Annotated in this window: 16 protein-coding genes; 8 read left to right on the top strand and 8 right to left on the bottom strand. The window is 63.9% G+C overall.

Annotated features, from left to right (window positions below; genetic code table 11):
• Positions 1-219 (bottom strand): TSUP family transporter (locus Q8O80_RS16300; RefSeq protein WP_305581141.1); only part of this gene is annotated, 219 nt, incomplete at its 3' end.
• A gap of 307 nt (positions 220-526) precedes the next feature.
• Here Q8O80_RS16300 and Q8O80_RS16295 point away from each other — a divergent pair.
• Genes Q8O80_RS16295 through Q8O80_RS16280 form a run of 4 tightly spaced genes read left to right on the top strand, consistent with a single transcriptional unit; the run spans position 527 to position 4,933 of the window.
• Positions 527-1,552 carry an Ldh family oxidoreductase gene (locus Q8O80_RS16295; protein ID WP_305581139.1) on the top strand — a complete coding sequence of 342 codons (1,026 nt, stop codon included), beginning with the start codon at positions 527-529 and terminating at the stop codon, positions 1,550-1,552.
• Complete coding sequence (locus tag Q8O80_RS16290) at positions 1,549-2,775, top strand: iron-containing alcohol dehydrogenase (protein ID WP_305581137.1); 1,227 nt, start codon at positions 1,549-1,551, stop codon at positions 2,773-2,775. Before Q8O80_RS16295 ends, Q8O80_RS16290 begins: the two co-directional genes overlap by 4 nt.
• A gap of 11 nt (positions 2,776-2,786) precedes the next feature.
• A complete protein-coding gene (locus Q8O80_RS16285) occupies positions 2,787-4,262 on the top strand; it encodes an NAD-dependent succinate-semialdehyde dehydrogenase (protein WP_305581135.1) in 1,476 nt (491 codons plus the stop codon).
• Positions 4,262-4,933, top strand: a complete 672-nt coding sequence (locus Q8O80_RS16280) for a GntR family transcriptional regulator (RefSeq protein ID WP_305581133.1) — start codon at positions 4,262-4,264, stop codon at positions 4,931-4,933. Before Q8O80_RS16285 ends, Q8O80_RS16280 begins: the two co-directional genes overlap by 1 nt.
• Before the next feature lie 32 nt (positions 4,934-4,965).
• Here the strand turns inward: Q8O80_RS16280 and Q8O80_RS16275 are convergent, their stop codons facing one another.
• The 7 genes from Q8O80_RS16275 to ugpB form a co-directional block, all read right to left on the bottom strand.
• The gene (locus tag Q8O80_RS16275) at positions 4,966-5,751 is read right to left on the bottom strand and encodes an HAD family hydrolase (RefSeq protein WP_305581131.1); all 786 of its coding nucleotides are present in this window, start codon (positions 5,749-5,751) and stop codon (positions 4,966-4,968) included.
• A complete protein-coding gene (locus Q8O80_RS16270; RefSeq protein ID WP_371136227.1) occupies positions 5,748-6,518 on the bottom strand; it encodes a DeoR/GlpR family DNA-binding transcription regulator in 771 nt (256 codons plus the stop codon). Before Q8O80_RS16270 ends, Q8O80_RS16275 begins: the two co-directional genes overlap by 4 nt.
• A 21-nt stretch (positions 6,519-6,539) precedes the next feature.
• A complete protein-coding gene (locus tag Q8O80_RS16265) occupies positions 6,540-7,283 on the bottom strand; it encodes a glycerophosphoryl diester phosphodiesterase (protein ID WP_305581127.1) in 744 nt (247 codons plus the stop codon).
• A 46-nt stretch (positions 7,284-7,329) separates the two neighbouring features.
• A complete protein-coding gene (locus tag Q8O80_RS16260) occupies positions 7,330-8,382 on the bottom strand; it encodes a sn-glycerol-3-phosphate import ATP-binding protein UgpC (RefSeq protein WP_305581125.1) in 1,053 nt (350 codons plus the stop codon).
• Between the two features lie 3 nt (positions 8,383-8,385).
• The gene (ugpE, locus tag Q8O80_RS16255; protein WP_305581123.1) at positions 8,386-9,234 is read right to left on the bottom strand and encodes a sn-glycerol-3-phosphate ABC transporter permease UgpE; all 849 of its coding nucleotides are present in this window, start codon (positions 9,232-9,234) and stop codon (positions 8,386-8,388) included.
• Between the two features lie 11 nt (positions 9,235-9,245).
• The gene (gene ugpA, locus Q8O80_RS16250) at positions 9,246-10,130 is read right to left on the bottom strand and encodes a sn-glycerol-3-phosphate ABC transporter permease UgpA (RefSeq protein ID WP_305581121.1); all 885 of its coding nucleotides are present in this window, start codon (positions 10,128-10,130) and stop codon (positions 9,246-9,248) included.
• Positions 10,131-10,219: 89 nt separating this feature from the next.
• Positions 10,220-11,545: a sn-glycerol-3-phosphate ABC transporter substrate-binding protein UgpB gene (ugpB, locus tag Q8O80_RS16245; protein ID WP_305581119.1), complete on the bottom strand. Its 1,326-nt coding sequence runs from the start codon at positions 11,543-11,545 to the stop codon at positions 10,220-10,222.
• A 474-nt stretch (positions 11,546-12,019) separates the two neighbouring features.
• On the opposite strand from ugpB, the gene Q8O80_RS16240 reads away from it, so the two are divergent.
• The 4 genes from Q8O80_RS16240 to opgC all read left to right on the top strand — a co-directional run.
• A complete protein-coding gene (locus Q8O80_RS16240) occupies positions 12,020-13,543 on the top strand; it encodes a glucan biosynthesis protein (protein WP_305581117.1) in 1,524 nt (507 codons plus the stop codon).
• Positions 13,540-13,677, top strand: coding sequence for a hypothetical protein (locus Q8O80_RS16235; protein ID WP_305581116.1), 138 nt, complete (start codon positions 13,540-13,542; stop codon positions 13,675-13,677). The genes Q8O80_RS16240 and Q8O80_RS16235 overlap by 4 nt, the downstream gene beginning before the upstream one ends.
• A gap of 17 nt (positions 13,678-13,694) precedes the next feature.
• Positions 13,695-15,458: a glucans biosynthesis glucosyltransferase MdoH gene (gene mdoH / locus Q8O80_RS16230; RefSeq protein WP_305581114.1), complete on the top strand. Its 1,764-nt coding sequence runs from the start codon at positions 13,695-13,697 to the stop codon at positions 15,456-15,458.
• Between the two features lie 19 nt (positions 15,459-15,477).
• Positions 15,478-15,720 (top strand): OpgC domain-containing protein (opgC, locus tag Q8O80_RS16225; protein ID WP_305581143.1); only part of this gene is annotated, 243 nt, incomplete at its 3' end.

Below are 15,720 nucleotides of genomic sequence, written 5' to 3'. Positions count from 1 at the left end.
AAGGAAATTGGGTCGGAGGTGATGCCGCCGATGCTGCCACACCTGCATCAGATTGGTGATCAGGTTCGGCACGGTCATGATCACGATGGCGAAGCGCACATCATGGAAGGCCGCCAGGGCCGGAATCGCCAGGATGGGCGCACCGGCGCCCGTCGCCCCCTTCAGAATGCCCCCTACCATCAGGCTGCCGAAGACGACCACCAGCTCAAAAATCGGCACGTTATACTCCTTTACCCTGCGACTCGCCGCCGGCGGTAAGCCGTCCGGCTGATCCGGCCATTCGCCAGAACCTTGACCCGGCTGTCGCGTCGGCCAAAGGATGCGGCTGGTACCGTATCAGCACTTGTCGCAAATCGACACACGGACCGCGAGCCTGCCCCGGGTTTTTGCGAAGGGGCAATTCGAGCGCTGCGGCGATCAGGCGGCAGGATTGGCCGCGCCTTTGGCGCGATAGGCCCAGCCGGGACGTTGACATGGCGAGCGTCAGCATGCACCGTCAGAATCCTATATCGTATCGGATTTGTTGATGGCGCTGGTGTCGGTTGATGAGTGCAGGGCGGTGGCGCAGGCGGCGCTCCAGGCCGCCGGGGTGGACACCGAGCCGGCGCGGCTGCAAGTGGATCTGCTGCTCGACGCGGAGCTGCGGGGCGTGCCGTCGCATGGCTTTTTGCGGCTGGAACGGATCGTCGCCCGCATTGGCAATGGCGTGGCCGATCCGGCCACGCGCGGCGTGCAGCACTGGCGCGGCGACAGTTTTCTCAGTGTTGACGGGCAGCAGGGCCTTGGCCCGGTGGTGGCCATGCAGGCCGTGGAGGTCGCCAGCGCACGGGCGCGCCAGACCGGCATTGCCGTGGCGGCGATCGCCAATAACAACCATATCGGCATGCTGGCCTGGTATGCCGAGGCCATTGCGCAGACCGGACTGGTCTGCATCATCCTGACCACCAGCGAGGCGCTGGTACATCCCTTCGGCGGCGGCAAGGCACTGCTGGGCACCAATCCGATTGCCATCGGGGTGCCGACCGACACCGGCCCCTTTGTCATCGACCTGGCGACCAGCCTGGTGTCGATGGGCGAAATTCACGATCACGGCCATCGCGGCGTGGCGCTGCCGGCAGGCTGGGCGCTCGATGCCGAGGGGCAGCCAACCACTGACCCCGATGCTGCCCGGCAGGGTGCCATTGCGCCATTTGGGGCGGCCAAGGGCTATGCGCTGGGACTGGCCTTTGAACTGCTGGTGACGGCGCTGACCGGCGCGGCGCTGGGGCGGGAGGTGAGGGGCACGCTCGACGCCGATCACCTCAGCAATAAGGGCGACGTGTTCATTCTGATTGATCCGCTCTCGGGGCAGGGAGCGGCGCTGTCGGCCTATCTTGAAACCATCAGACAGACGCCACCGGCGCCCGGCTTCGAGCAGGTGCTGATCCCCGGTGAACGCGGGCGGGCGCGCAAGACCGCGCGGCTCGCCAATGGCATTGAACTGGCCGACGCGGTGTGGGCGACCATGCAGCGGCTGCGCCACTCTTCCCCTCCGACAGCGAGACAATCATGAGCCTGTTTGCCAGTATGCGGGCGCCGCGCACCATTGTGTTCGGGTCCGGGCAGCGCAATGCCGTGCCCGGCTATGCCCGGCCACTGGGCCAGAAGGCGCTGATCGTGACGGATGCCCGCATGGGCGCCAGTGCGGACCTTGCGGCCATGGTTGACGGGCTCAAGGCGGCGGGCCTGACGGTTGCCGTGTTCGATCAGACGCTGCCCGAGGTGCCGCTGGAGTGTATCGCGCAATGTGTCGCGTTCGGTCGCGCCTTCGGGCCCGATCTGCTGATCGGGCTGGGCGGTGGTTCGTGTCTGGATATGGCCAAGGTGGCAGCTGTCCTGTTGCGCCATGGCGGGTCGCCGCGCGACTATTTCGGCGAGTTCAAGGTGCCCGGTCCGGTGCTGCCACTGATTGCGGTGCCGACCACGGCGGGTACGGGGTCGGAGGCCACGCCGGTGGCGGTGGTGGCCGATAGCGAGCGCCTGCTCAAGGTGGGCATTGCCAGCCCGCATATCATTCCGCTGGTGGCGATCTGTGATCCCGAATTGACGCTGAGTGCGCCCGCCGGGCTCACGGCCATTGCCGGCGCCGACGCGCTGACCCACGCCATTGAAGCCTTGACCGCCGGGCCAAGGGTGGTGGATGCGGACAGCAGCCTGGACCACGTATTTCTGGGCAAGAACGCCCTGAGCGATGGCCATGCGCGCGAGGCGATTGGCCATCTGGCGCGGGGGCTGCGGCGTTCAGTCGACAATGGGCAGGATCTGGCTGCGCGCGAAAGCGTCATGTATGGCGCGCTGCTCGCGGGCCTGGCCTTTGGCACGGCGGGCACGGCGGCGGCGCATGCCATTCAATATCCGGTGGGCGCGCTGACCAAGACTGCGCATGGCGCGGGTGTGGCCTGTCTGATGCCCTATGCGATGAGTTTCAATCTCAGCCACGCCACCCAGTCGATGGCCGAGGTCGCGGTGGCGATGGGTGTGGCCGAGGCGGGCGACGACGCCAGGGGCAATGGCGAGCGCGCCATTGTCGCTGTCGAGATGCTGTTTGCCAGCATCGGCATTCCCGCCGATCTCAAGGCGCTGGGCCTGCGGGAAGATCAATTGGACTGGACCGCTGAACAATCGCTGGGCGCCGCGCGTTTGGTCAAGAACAACCCGCGCCCGCTCGATCTGTCGGCCATGCAGGCCATTGTCCGTGCCGCTTTCGCCGGGGATCGCACCCGGCTTGCCCATTAAGGAATTTCTCCATGCTCAAACTGCCTGACTCCCTGCAGTCCTTCGGTATCCAGGACACGGTCAAGACCGACCTTTATATCAATGGCGCCTGGCGCGCCGGTGCCGAGGGCAAGCGGATCGACGTGCTCGATCCCTCGACCGGCAAGACCATTGCCAGCGTCGCTGACGCCACGGTCGAGGATGGCATGGCTGCGGTCAAAGCCGCCCATGATGCGCTGCCGGGCTGGGCCGCCACGGCGCCACGCCAGCGCGGCGAAATCCTGCGCAAGTGCTGGGAATTGATGATGGCGCGCAGCGAAATGTTCGCCCGCCTGATCAGCCTCGAAAATGGCAAGGCACTGCCCGATGCACGCGGCGAAGTGGCCTATGCCGCCGAGTTCTTTCGCTGGTTCTCCGAAGAAGCGGTGCGGCTCAATGGCGATTTCTCGATTGCGCCGAGCGGCAACAACAAGATCCTGGTGACCCAGCAGCCCATTGGCGTGGCGGTGCTGGTCACGCCGTGGAACTTTCCGGCGGCGATGGCGACCCGCAAGATCGGCCCGGCACTGGCGGCAGGCTGTTCAGTCGTGCTCAAGCCTGCCACGGAGACGCCGCTGACCGCCTATGCCATGGCCGCGCTGATGGAAGAGGCCGGTGTGCCCAAGGGCGTGGTCAATGTGCTGACCACGTCGAGTTCGGGCAAGCTGGTTTCGGCCATGCTGCATGACGCGCGGGTGCGCAAGCTGTCGTTCACCGGCTCGACCGCGGTCGGGCGCAAGCTTTTGGTCGAGGCAGCCGATCAGGTCATCAACTGCTCGATGGAGCTGGGCGGCAATGCCCCCTTCGTGGTGTTTGACGATGCCGATTTGGACAAGGCGCTGGATGGCGCCATGCTGGCCAAGATGCGCAATGGCGGCGAGGCCTGCACGGCGGCCAATCGCTTTTATGTGCAGAGCGGCATTGCCGAGCGCTTCGCCAAGGGGCTGGCCGAGCGTATGGGGCAGATGCAGGTGGGCGCCGGCTACGCTGAGGGCGTGGCCTGCGGTCCGCTGATCAATCAGGGGGCGGTCGATCAGATGGGCGATCTGGTCAAGGATGCGGTCGCCAAGGGTGCCAGGGTTCTCACCGGCGGTTCGGCCAGTGGCGGTGACGGCTTCTACTTCCCGCCCACCGTGCTGACCGGGGTATCCGGTGATGCCGAGATGGTGCGCGACGAGATTTTCGGGCCCATTGCGCCGATTTCGGTGTTCGAAACGGTGGACGAGGCGGTGGCCATGTCCAATGACAGCGAATATGGGCTGATTGCCTATGTCTATACCGAGGATCTCAAAAAAGGCCTGCAGGTGGCCGAGCGCTTCGAGGCCGGCATGGTTGGGCTCAATCGCGGTCTGGTGTCGGATCCGGCGGCGCCGTTTGGTGGGGTCAAGCAGTCGGGCCTGGGCCGCGAGGGCGCGCATCACGGCATCATGGAATTCTGCGAAACCAAATATATTGCCGTGAGCTGGTAATGGCGGTTCCAAGCGCGGTGGCCGGCTTGCTGCGGCGCCCGGCGCGGCTGGGCGATGAAGTCTATAGCGCCATCTTTGCGCGCATCATGTCGCTGGAGATCGCGCCGGGTACGCGCATTTCAGTGGATGCGGTCGCGCGGCAATTGGGGGTGTCGCAGACCCCGGTCCGCGAGGCCTTGACCCGGCTCGAGGCCGAGGGGCTGGTGATCAAGACCCATCTGGTGGGCTATAGTGCAGCGCCACAGCTGAGCCCGGCGCAACTGGCCGAGCTCTACGAGTTGCGCCTGTTGCTCGAGCCGTTCGTCGCCCGGCAATGTGCCGAGCGGATGCCTGCAGCCGATATCGATCACCTCGCCTCGCTCTGTGCCGAGATGGAGGGGCTGTCGCTGCGCGAGGGGCTTGATGCCTATGCCCAGTTCGCCCAGATCGACATGGCCTTCCACGATCAACTGGCGGCCTGCGCCGGCAATCGGCTGGTGGTTGACGCGCTGGCGCGGCTGCACATCCATGTGCACCTGTTCCGCCTGGTGTTCAACGCCCGGGTTGTGGGCGCGGCCATTGCCGAGCATCAAGCCATTCTGAACGCCCTGCGCGCCCGCGATGGCGACGCTGCGGAGGCGGCGATGCGCAGCCATGTCGAGCAGTCGCGGCTGCGGTTCAGCGCGCCGTAGCGGTGCGGGCCGTCCAACAGGGCGACCGCCGCTCAGCGCTGCGGTGGCGTTGTCCTGGCGGCGATCAGCGCATGGGCGATATCCACGAAGCCGAGCCCGGCCGGTCGGCTGGATATCCATTTGGGCTTGGTGGGGATGTCGGCGAGCACGGGCAGGATATTGGCGACGCCAAAGGCGTTGCTGAAAAACCCGAACATTGGCGCGTCATTGCGGGAATCGCCGACAAAGGCCGTGCTGGCGGCGATCTCGTGCGGGGAAACATTGAGCTGGTGCAGCACGCGCTCGCTCATGGTGCGCTTGTCGTAATTGCCGTGCCAGCTATTGATGTGAATGGAACTGATGGCGACGCTGGCCCCCAGGGCATGGATGCGACGAGCCAGTGCATCGACCTCCTGCCGGGAATGCCCGGCGGTTTCGATGGCAATGTCGGCCAGGCGGAAACGCTGATCAGCCGAGAGAACAAATTTGCCCAGCAGCGGCCGGATGGCCTCAAGGTGCCGGGCCTGGCGTTCGGTCTGGATCGCCTCGTCTTCCCAGAAGGTCAGATCTACCTTGCCGCCCGAAAGGGTCATCGCCAGGGCGCCGCTTTCGCCGATGACCGCAGCGACTGGCCAGGCACGGACAATGTGCTCACACCAGCCGGCTGAACCGCCCGTTACCGGCACCACCTCGATGCCCGCATTGTGCAGATCCCAGATGGCCTGGTAGGTTTCGGGCAGCAATCGGCCCTGAGTGGTCAGGGTGTCGTCAATGTCGGTGAACAGGTAGCGCACGCCGCGCAATTGTTCGGGGCGCGGCGCCAGGCCCAGAAAGCTCATGCCGGGTCCTCGTCGCACAGCACGGTTTTGGTGCCCGCTGCGGCCAGGGCCTGCCGGGCACTGTCATCGTCGGGCAAGCGGTCGGTAAACAGCGTGTCCACCCGGGCGAACGGGACAACTCGCACCGAGGCGTCCCGCGTCCACTTGCTGACATCGGCGGCCAGCAATTGGGTGCGGGAGTTCTCGATCATGGTCGTGGTCGCCTGCGCTTCATTGTAGCTGAAATCGAGGACGCCCTTGGCCGGGTCGAGCGCGCCGGCGCCGATCACGGCGTAGGAGGCGTAGAATTTTTCAAAGAAGCGCAGGGCATCGGGGCCCACCACGTCGCGGTCATCATGGCGCATCAGGCCACCGGCCAGATGCACTTCCACCTGCGGCGCTTCGGACAAAACCAGCGCCACGTCGATATTGTTGGTCACCACGCGCAGGCTCTTGTGCTCGCTCAGCGCCGCAGCAACGAACTGCACCGTGCTGCCAATTCCCAGAAATACCGTGGAATCGGGTTCGATGACGCTGGCAATGCGCTGGGCAATGCGCTTTTTCGCGCCACTGTTGAGGGCCGCGCGGGCGCTGATCGAGATATTGCGGGCGGGCACGGGCAGATCGACGCCGCCATGAAAACGCCTGGTAAAACCCAGCTCACACAGGGCGTTGATGTCACGCCGCAGGGTTTGGGGGGTCAGGCCATAGCGGTCGGCAAGCTGCTCGATATACTGAACGCCTTCAATCTCCAGCCGTGCCAGGATGTCGCGCTGTCGGCTGGACAATCTGCCCCGATCCATTGCCTGCTACCCCAGAAAGAGTTTTGGGTTGTCGGTAATGACCCCGGTCAGGCCGGCGTCCCAGAATGAACCGAGCTCGGCCGGATTGTTGCTGGTCCAGGCGCGCACCTTGATGCCGCTTTGGCGGGCCTGCTCCAGAAAGCCGATGCTGAGCGACTTGTAGTTGAGGTGGATGGTGCGCGCCGGAATGGCGGCCAACCGGGCCTGCCAGTCTGCCGGCAGTTCGGACCACAGCATGGCCAGTTCCAGATCGGGTTCGCGCGCATGCATGGCCTTGAGGGCGTCGGGATCGAAGCTCGAGATCATCACCGGCACGTCCTTGTGCTCGCTGATGTCACGCTGCACCGCGTCCACCAGCTGGTCGAGCGAGCGGTGGTGCGGATGCTGCTTGATTTCGATATTGGCGCCGAGGCCCAGCTCGCCCAGCACGGCCATGACCTGGCTCAGCGTCGGCAGGCGCTCGCCGGCAAAGCGGGGGTCAAACCAGGCGCCGGCGTCGAGCGTCTCCAGGTCGGCGCGGCGCAAGGTCGCCAGCTTGCCGGTGCCCGAGGTGGTGCGATCGACGCTGTCGTCGTGGATGACCACCAGCGTTTCATCGGCCAGCAGGGCCACGTCCAGCTCCACCCAGCGCGCGCCCTGCTCGGCCGCGGCACGGAACGCGGCCAGGGTATTTTCCGGGGCTACGGCGGAGGCGCCACGGTGGGCCTGTACTTCGTCGCGGGTGGGGCCCGTTTTTGTGTTGGCTGTCATGAATGGTCTTTATGCTGGGCCGGCAAGGGCGTTGCGGCGATGGATGCTAGGCTGTTGCGGGGTCGTCGGTTCGCCGTCCGGTCGCCGAATTGAAGGGATGGAGGTCGGCGGGGCGGGCGAAGATGGTCAGCGCGGCACCCTCGTCAACATGGGGGCGCCCCTGGATGCTGAGCACCACGGACTGGTTTGAGCCCGTCAGCTTGACGTGAAGGTGGCTTTCGCCGCCGATCGGCTCGAGTAGTTCAGCTATGGCCTCGACCGTCACGCTCGGGCCCTCGGGGCGCTCCAGCAGCAGCGCATCAGGCCGGATGCCGACAATGTCGGTGTTCGGCGGCAGGGCCGAAAAGTCGGCGCCGGAAAAGGCCGACAGCGGCACCAGATTCATGGGCGGAGAGCCGATGAACCCGGCAACGAACAGCGTTGCGGGCCGGTCATAAACATCGGTGGGGGTGCCGATCTGTTCCACCAGTCCGCCATTCATCACCACCAGCCGGTCGGCCAGGGTCATGGCCTCAAGCTGGTCATGCGTCACATACAGGCTGGTGGTCTTGAGGCGGCGCTGCAGTTTGCGGATTTCGACGCGCATCTGCACGCGCAGCTTGGCATCCAGGTTGGACAGCGGCTCATCGAACAGGAAAGCGGCCGGTTCGCGCACAATGGCGCGACCCATCGCAACCCGCTGGCGCTGGCCGCCGGAAAGTTGGCGGGGCTTGCGATCGAGCAATGGTCCGATTTCGAGGATGTCGGCGGCTTCCTGAACCCGGCGATCGATCTCGGCACGCGGCGTGCCACGGTTCTTCAGGCCATATTCGAGGTTTCCGCGCACTGTCATATGCGGGTAGAGCGCGTAGTTCTGGAACACCATGGCGATGTCGCGCTCGGCCGGCTCGGCCTTGACCACGTCGCGGCCAGCGATCTCGATGCGGCCAGAGGTGACCGATTCCAGCCCGGCGACCATGCGCAACAGGGTGGATTTGCCGCAGCCGGAGGGCCCGACGAGAACGATGAGTTCGCCGTCTTCGACCGAGAGATTGATGCCCTTGACTGCAGGCACGGGGCCGTAATTTTTCTGCAGGTCGACGATATTGATCGTGGCCATGGCTTATTTCTCCGTTTCGACCAGGCCCTTGACGAACAGGCGCTGCATGAAAATGACGACAAGGACGGGGGGCAGCATGGCCAGCATCACGGCGGCCATGACGAAGTTCCATTGCGGCTCGGAATCGGCGGTTGCCGCCAGCCGTTTGATGCCCATCACGATGGTGTAGTAGCGGCTGTCGGTGGTCACCAGCAGTGGCCACAGATACTGCACCCAGCCATAGATGAAGAGGATGACGAACAGCGCCGCGATATTGGTGCGGCTGAGCGGCAACAGGATATCGCGGAAGAACTTCATCGCCCCGGCGCCGTCGACGCGGGCCGCTTCCATCAGTTCATCGGGCACGGTGAGGAAGAACTGGCGGAACAGGAAGGTCGCGGTAGCCGAGGCAATCAGCGGAATGATCAGGCCGGGATAGGAGTTCAGCATGCCCAGATCCGCCACCACCTTGAAGGTGGGGATGATACGCACCTCGACCGGCAGCATCAGCGTGATGAAGATGATCCAGAAGGCCACCATGCGGAACGGAAAGCGGAAGAACACGATGGCATAGGCCGACAGGATCGAGATGATGATCTTGCCCACGGCAATGGAGATGGCCATCACCAGCGAGTTCAGCAGCATGATCCACAGCGGTGGCGCGCCGGCGCTGGAAATGCCCTCATTGAGCATGAAGCTGTAGTTCTCGATCAGGTGCGGGCCGGGCAGCAGGGGCACCAGGCCGCGCATGAAGTCGCCGCTGCCATGGGTCGAGGCGACGAAGGCCAGATAGACCGGGAACACCACGATAACGACGCCGACGATCAGCACGAGATGGGTGAGGAAGGCCAGGAAAGGTCGGTTTTCAATCATTTCGGCGCTCCCTAATACTGAATTCGCCGCTCGACATAGCGGAACTGGATGGCGGTGAGAGCGATGACGATGATCATCAGGATCACCGACTGGGCCGAGGACGAACCGATGTTCAGCCCCAGGAAACCGTCGGTATAGACCTTGTAGACTAGGATGTTGGTGGCCTGGGCCGGACCGCCCTGGGTGGTGGCGTCGATGATGCCGAAGGTGTCGAACATGGCGTAGTTGATGTTGACGATCAGCAGGAAGAAGGTGGTTGGCGCCAGCAGCGGGAAGACGATGGTCCAGAACCGCTTGAACGGCCCGGCGCCATCAATGGCGGCCGCCTCGATCTGGGATTGCGGCACCGACTGCAGTCCGGCGACAAAGAACAGGAAATTGTAGGAAATCTGTTTCCAGCTGGCTGCCATGACCACGAAAATCATGGCCTGGTTGCCGTCGACCCGGTGGTTCCAGGCGATACCCATGCCGCGCAGCAGATAGGGCGCGATGCCAATGGTGGGGTTGAACATGAACCACCACAAAATGCCCACAACGACAGGCGCCACGGCATAGGGCCAGACCAGCAAGGTGGTATAGGCCCGGTTGCTGCGCAGCACCCGGTTTACCGCAACCGCCAGGATCAGCGACAGCGACATCGATAGCGCCGTCACGCTGAAGGCAAACACTGCGGTCCTGCCGAGCGAGCCGACATACATCGGGTCGACGAGCAGCCGGCGATAATTCTCGAACCACACAAAAGTGGTCTTGAAGCCAAACGGGTCTTCCCGTTCGAACGAGGATTTCAGTGCCTGGACAGCGGGCCAGATAAAGAAAATCAGGGTTACGGCAAGCTGTGGGACAAGCAGCCAATAGGGCAGGAATTTATTGGGGAAAGTGGTTCGCTTGGCCTGCATGCTCCGCCTCGTAACTGACTGCGCTCATGCGCAGAGACAATGGCGCTCCACCCTCGGTGAAAGGGTGGAGCGAGTTTGGGCCGGAGGGCCTACTGGTTGGCGGCTTCGAAGTCGCGCAGGATCTGATTGCCGCGCTCGACGGCGGAATCAAGCGCTTCCTGGGCAGTCTTGGAGCCGGCCAGCATGGCTTCGAACTCTTCATCCACCACGTTGCGGGCCTGGGTCAGATTGCCAAAGCGAACGCCCTTGGAATTGGCCGTCGGCGTGCCGCGAGTGATCTGCTCGATGGCGACGTCCGAACCCGGGTTCTGGGCATAATAGTCCTGCGACTGGCCCAGTTCGTAGGCGGCATTGGTGATCGGCAGGTAGCCGGTGAACTGATGCCAGCCAGCCTGGATCTCAGGCTCGCTGAGATAGGTGAAGAACTGGGCAACGCCCTTGTAGACTTCAGGATCCTTGCCGTTGAGCGCCCACAGCGTCGCGCCGCCGATGATCGAGTTCTTCGGCTCGGCGATCTCGTCGTCATAGTAAGGCAGGGGGGCAAAGCCGACTTCGAATTCCTTGGAGTTGGCGATGACGCCAGCGCGCCCTGCCGAGGAGTTCATGAAGATGGCGCATTCCTGCGCGTAGAATTTGGGAGCCGAGTCGGCGCCGCCAACCGGGCCACCATACTGGAACAGGCCTTCATCAGCCCATTTCTTCAGATTGTCCCAGTGCTTGACCTGTACCGGGCCGTTGAAGTTGAATTCGGTGGCGAGACCGCCAAAGCCGTTATCCAGGGTGCCAAAGGGCTGGTCATGGATGGCTGACAGGTTCTCGGTCTGGATCCAGGTGATCCAGGCGCTGCTGAGACCGCAGGAGGCGGCGCCCGATTCCACGATCTGCCGGCTCATGGTCTCGAGTTCGGCCCAGGTCTTGGGCGGCGTTTCACGGTCGAGGCCAGCCTTTTCGAACAGGTCCTTGTTGTAATACATGATGGGCGTGGAGGAGTTGAATGGCATCGACAGAATGTTGCCGTCGACGTCCGAATAATAGCCGGTCACTGGCGCGAGGAAGCCAGATGGATCCCACGGCTCGCCATTGTCGGCCATCAACTGGTAAACCGGATAGACGGCGCCCTTGGCGGCCATCATGGTGCCGGTGCCCACTTCGAACACCTGCACGATGGCGGGCTGTTCGTTGGCACGGAACGCGGCGATGGCAGCGGTCAGCGTCTCGGGATAGGTACCCTTATAGGTCGGAATGACCTTGAATTCAGACTGGCTCTCGTTGAAGCCGGTCGCGATTTCCTGAAGCTTCTCGCCCAGCTGGGCGTCCATGGCGTGCCACCAGGCGATCTCGGTCTGGGCAAAAGCCGGCGTCGCCGCCAGCATGGCGGTCAGCCCGACGGACAGGCACAAAACTTTCTTGGACATGCTCACTCCCTTATTATTATTGTGCTGGGACTTGCGCGTCCCAAGCTTGGCGCTATTTGACAGCATCGAATTTTCCTTTGCAAACAGGAAATGTTCATATGAACATTCATGGAGCCGCGACCGCACCGTTCCGGTCTGACGCGGCCTTTTAAATCAGGTATTTAGCAGTTTTATGACAGTGCGTTCGTATTGCCGGGCCTGTGCACAATCGAGCCGGCTGACCGGCTCATTTGAACATTTCGGCATGCGCCGCCGGTCCGCCTGATCGCCGTCTCGGGGTGCTGGCACCGGTCCATGCGTCCGGCGCATGGGTTGCATGCAACAACTTTTTCACCGCAGTGACGTTCCAAGCCCTACCGAAGCACCGCTACCGCGTATTGGTGGTTATAAAGTAGGTTCTAAGTGCCCCGTCCCCTGCACACTTCCCGTCGCCGCCGCCAGCTCCTGCAAGCTCTGGGAGCCTCGCTGCTGCTAATGTCGAGCACAGCCCTGACCTTCCCTGTGATGGCGCAGGAACCGGGGGCTTCGGCTTTCGACTTTGACAGCTTCAGCGCGCGGATGCAGGACCTTGCCACCACGGCTTTCGAGCCGTTGAGTGCCCTTGTCCCCGATCCCCTGCACAATCTCGACTATGACGCCTATCGCCGGATTCAGTATCGCCCGGATTCGAGCAAATGGGCCGATGATGGACATGGCTACCGCCTGCAGGCGTTTCATCTCGGCTGGCTCTATACCGAGCCGGTCAAGGTGTTCGAGATCGATGCGGGCGTGGCACGCCTGGTGGCTTTTGGCACATCTGATTTTCAGTATCATGACAGTGTCGTGGAGGAAGGTGTTCTGGCCGATGCTTTCCCCGGCGTGGCCGGGCTCCGGGTCAATTACCCGCTCAACAACCCGCAGGGCTATGATGAGCTGGTATCCTTTCTGGGCGCGAGCTATTTCCGCTCGCTTGGCCGGGACAATATCTATGGCCTGAGTGCCCGTGGCCTGGTGGTCAATTCCTGGGTCAACCTGCCCGAAGAGTTTCCGCGCTTTTCCGAGTTCTATGTGGAACGGCCGCAGCAAGGCGGCGCGTTGACCATCTATGCCGCGCTCGACAGCCAGAGCGTCACCGGCGCCTATCGCTTTGTCATTAGCCCGGCCAGCGATGCCGATCAGGAAACCACGATGGACGTGACGGCGCGGCTGTATTTCCGCAGCGATGTCGCCGAAATTGGCATCGCGCCGCTGACCTCGATGTTCCTTTATGCCGAGGCCAATCGTGGCGATTTCGATGACTACCGGCCGCAGGTCCACGACAGCAACGGGCTGTTGCTGGAGCGCGAGAGCGGCGAGGTGATGTGGCGCGCGCTCAACAATTCCACGACCCTGGGCAATTCCTATCTGTGGGAGAACAATCCCAGGGCCTTCGGGCTCTACCAGCGCGGCCGCGACTTCGTGAGCTATCAGGATGCGGGCGCCCATTATGAGCGCCGGCCCTCGCTGCGGGTCGAGCCTGTGGGCGCCTGGGGCCAGGGCATGGTCCGCCTCATCGAAATTCCAGCCCGACTTGAGGCCGACGACAATATCGTGGCGTTCTGGGTTCCGGCCGAGCCGGCACAGGCGGGGCAGTCGCGCGAGTTCGCCTATCGACTGCGCTGGGGCAATCTTGATCCGGACCCCAGGGCCACCACGGCCTTTGTCGCCGAGACGCGCTCTGGCGTGGGCGGCGTCTCGGGGGTGGAGAATGCGGAAAACCTTCGCAAGTTCGTGGTCGATTTCAGCGGCGGCGAGTTGCAGGACTTTGCGGACGGCACGCCGATCGACATTCTGGCCAGTGTCAGCGGTGGCGTACTGCGCAATTCGGTGCTGTCACGCGTTCCGGCCAATGGCGCCTGGCGCCTGGTGCTGGACGTGGAGACCGAGGGCGGCGCACCACTGGAGCTGAAGGCCTATCTGGTTGGTTTGGGGCGGAAGTTGACCGAAACCTGGCTTTACCAGTGGAGGCCGGCAGCATGAACTATCCAGCAGAATTCAACTTCGCCAGTGCCCTGCCGGACGCGCCGCTGCATATGCCCAAACAGCAATTGCAGCACCGCAGGTCATTGCCGCGCGCCATCATCGACACGCTTCTGGCGTTCACCGGTCGGTGATTGAGACGAATCCGGCCATGCATGGTGCAGCATTTTTTCGGTTGACCGCCCTGCTGGGTACCATTGTGCTCAGCGGGGTCGGCAGCTACCTGTTTTTGCGGTTCTCGGGTGAGGGCGGCATCAGCGCGCTCGACCTGTTGCGCACGGCTCTGATCGCCGTTAGCGGCTTCTGGCTGGTCTGGGGCAGCGTGGTCGCCATTCTGGGCGTGTTCACCCCGGTTGCAACGGCCCGGCCGTCGGCGGCGCCCCTCAAGGGCCGCACCGCTGTGCTGGTGCCGGTCTACAATGAAGACGCCATGGCGACCTTTGCGCGCATTGCCGCGATGAACGCCAGCGTGATTGCGGAAGGCCTGGCTGACCATTTCCATTTCATGGTGCTGTCGGACTCGCAATCCACGGCCTGCGTCGCCCAGGAAGCGGTGTGGTTCGAGCGCCTGCTCGCCGAGCCGCACAGTGCCGGGCGCATCTTTTACCGCCGGCGCGAGCGCAATATCGGGCGCAAGGCCGGCAATGTCGAGGATTTCATCGCGCGCTCGGGCGCGGCCTATGACTATGCGGTGATCCTTGACGCCGACAGCCTGATGGAAGGCGCAACCATGGTCGCCATGGTGCGGCGCATGGATGAGGACCCCGGTCTGGGCCTGCTGCAAACCGTGCCCTACATCATCAATGCCCAGACGCTGTTCGGTCGCTCCATCCAGTTTGCCGCGGCCTATCTGTCGCCGACCTTTGCGCGCGGTGCAGCGCTGATGCAGGGGCGCGACGGCCCCTATTGGGGACACAATGCCATAGTCCGCATCAGTGCCTTTGCGTCCAGCTGCGGGCTGCCCGAGCTTTCAGGCGCACCGCCCTTTGGTGGTCACATCCTCAGCCACGACTATGTCGAAGCCGCGCTGCTGTCGCGGGCCGGCTGGAAGGTCGAGGTCGATCCGTGCCTGGCCGGGTCCTATGAGGAGGGGCCCGAAAACGTCATCGAATATGCCAAGCGCGATCGCCGCTGGTGTCAGGGCAATCTGCAGCACGCCCGGCTGCTGGCGGCGCCGGGGCTGACATGGTGGAGCCGTTTCACCTTTGTGCGCGGCATCATGGCCTATCTGGCCTCCCCGCTCTGGCTGTTGCTGCTGGTCAGCAGCATCGTGGCCGCCATCTTTCCCGATATGCCCGTGGTCCTGTCCGGCCTCGGCCCGCCGCCGGTGCCCTTCTGGACGCTGGGTCTGGCCGTGGTCCTGACGCTGGTGCTGCCCAAGCTGCTGATCGTGGCGCGCGGCCTTGTTGACGGGCGCAATCGGCGGTTCGGCGGCACGCCGGTGGCCCTGCTGTCGGTGCTCGGCGAAATCGTGCTGTCGACGGTTCTGGCGCCCACCATGCTGCTGCTGCAGACGCGTGCCGTGTGCCAGGTGCTGCTGGGCATTGATGGCGGTTGGCCGCCCACGCGGCGGGGCCAGAACAGTGTGAGCATCGCGGATGGGTTCCGGGCCAGTTGGTGGATCGTGGCGCTGGCGATGCTGGCGCTTGCCAGCACGCTGGTTTTTGCGCCTGCCGCCGCGATCTGGCTGGCGCCGGCCACCCTGCCGGCCATGGCGGCGCCAGTGTTGATCGCGGCGACCTCGCGACCCAGGCGCCGATCGTCTACGCTGTTCCAGACGGCAATCGACGTGACCCCGGCATCGATCGTGGTGGCGCATGCGACAATCCTGGCCGCCTGGGCCGGCCCGATGAGCGCCGCCGACACTGCTGCGGCCATGGCCGACAGGAAGGCGCCGCGTCATGTCTCAGCCTAGCATCACCCGCACCGCGCGGATGGCAGCGGAAGGGCGGGCACCAGACGCCAGCCCCGTGGCCGCCCGCCAGCAACTGGTCTCCCCGGCGCCGCGCGACCTGCGGCTCGACATGTTCCGCGGCGTCGCCCTGGTGATGATTTTCATCAACCACGTGCCGGGCACCCTCTACGAGAGCTTCACCAACCGGAATTTCGGCTTTTCCGATGCCGCTGAAGCCTTTGTCTTTATGTCGGGCATGGCGGCCGGGCTCGCCTATTCCAAT

The organism is Devosia sp. (assembly GCF_030689745.1).
Classification (GTDB): domain Bacteria; phylum Pseudomonadota; class Alphaproteobacteria; order Rhizobiales; family Devosiaceae; genus Devosia; species Devosia alba.
This window is presented reverse-complemented; position numbering and strand designations above follow the sequence as displayed.

Coding starts and splice junctions, on each gene's coding strand:
- Q8O80_RS16295 (WP_305581139.1), top strand. CDS start 527: ATGGCGCTGGTGTCGGTTGATGAGTGCAGGGCGGTGGCGCAGGCGGCG.
- Q8O80_RS16290 (WP_305581137.1), top strand. CDS start 1,549: ATGAGCCTGTTTGCCAGTATGCGGGCGCCGCGCACCATTGTGTTCGGG.
- Q8O80_RS16285 (WP_305581135.1), top strand. CDS start 2,787: ATGCTCAAACTGCCTGACTCCCTGCAGTCCTTCGGTATCCAGGACACG.
- Q8O80_RS16280 (WP_305581133.1), top strand. CDS start 4,262: ATGGCGGTTCCAAGCGCGGTGGCCGGCTTGCTGCGGCGCCCGGCGCGG.
- Q8O80_RS16275 (WP_305581131.1), bottom strand. CDS start 5,751: ATGAGCTTTCTGGGCCTGGCGCCGCGCCCCGAACAATTGCGCGGCGTG.
- Q8O80_RS16265 (WP_305581127.1), bottom strand. CDS start 7,283: ATGACAGCCAACACAAAAACGGGCCCCACCCGCGACGAAGTACAGGCC.
- Q8O80_RS16260 (WP_305581125.1), bottom strand. CDS start 8,382: ATGGCCACGATCAATATCGTCGACCTGCAGAAAAATTACGGCCCCGTG.
- ugpE (WP_305581123.1), bottom strand. CDS start 9,234: ATGATTGAAAACCGACCTTTCCTGGCCTTCCTCACCCATCTCGTGCTG.
- ugpA (WP_305581121.1), bottom strand. CDS start 10,130: ATGCAGGCCAAGCGAACCACTTTCCCCAATAAATTCCTGCCCTATTGG.
- ugpB (WP_305581119.1), bottom strand. CDS start 11,545: ATGTCCAAGAAAGTTTTGTGCCTGTCCGTCGGGCTGACCGCCATGCTG.
- Q8O80_RS16240 (WP_305581117.1), top strand. CDS start 12,020: ATGTCGAGCACAGCCCTGACCTTCCCTGTGATGGCGCAGGAACCGGGG.
- Q8O80_RS16235 (WP_305581116.1), top strand. CDS start 13,540: ATGAACTATCCAGCAGAATTCAACTTCGCCAGTGCCCTGCCGGACGCG.
- mdoH (WP_305581114.1), top strand. CDS start 13,695: ATGCATGGTGCAGCATTTTTTCGGTTGACCGCCCTGCTGGGTACCATT.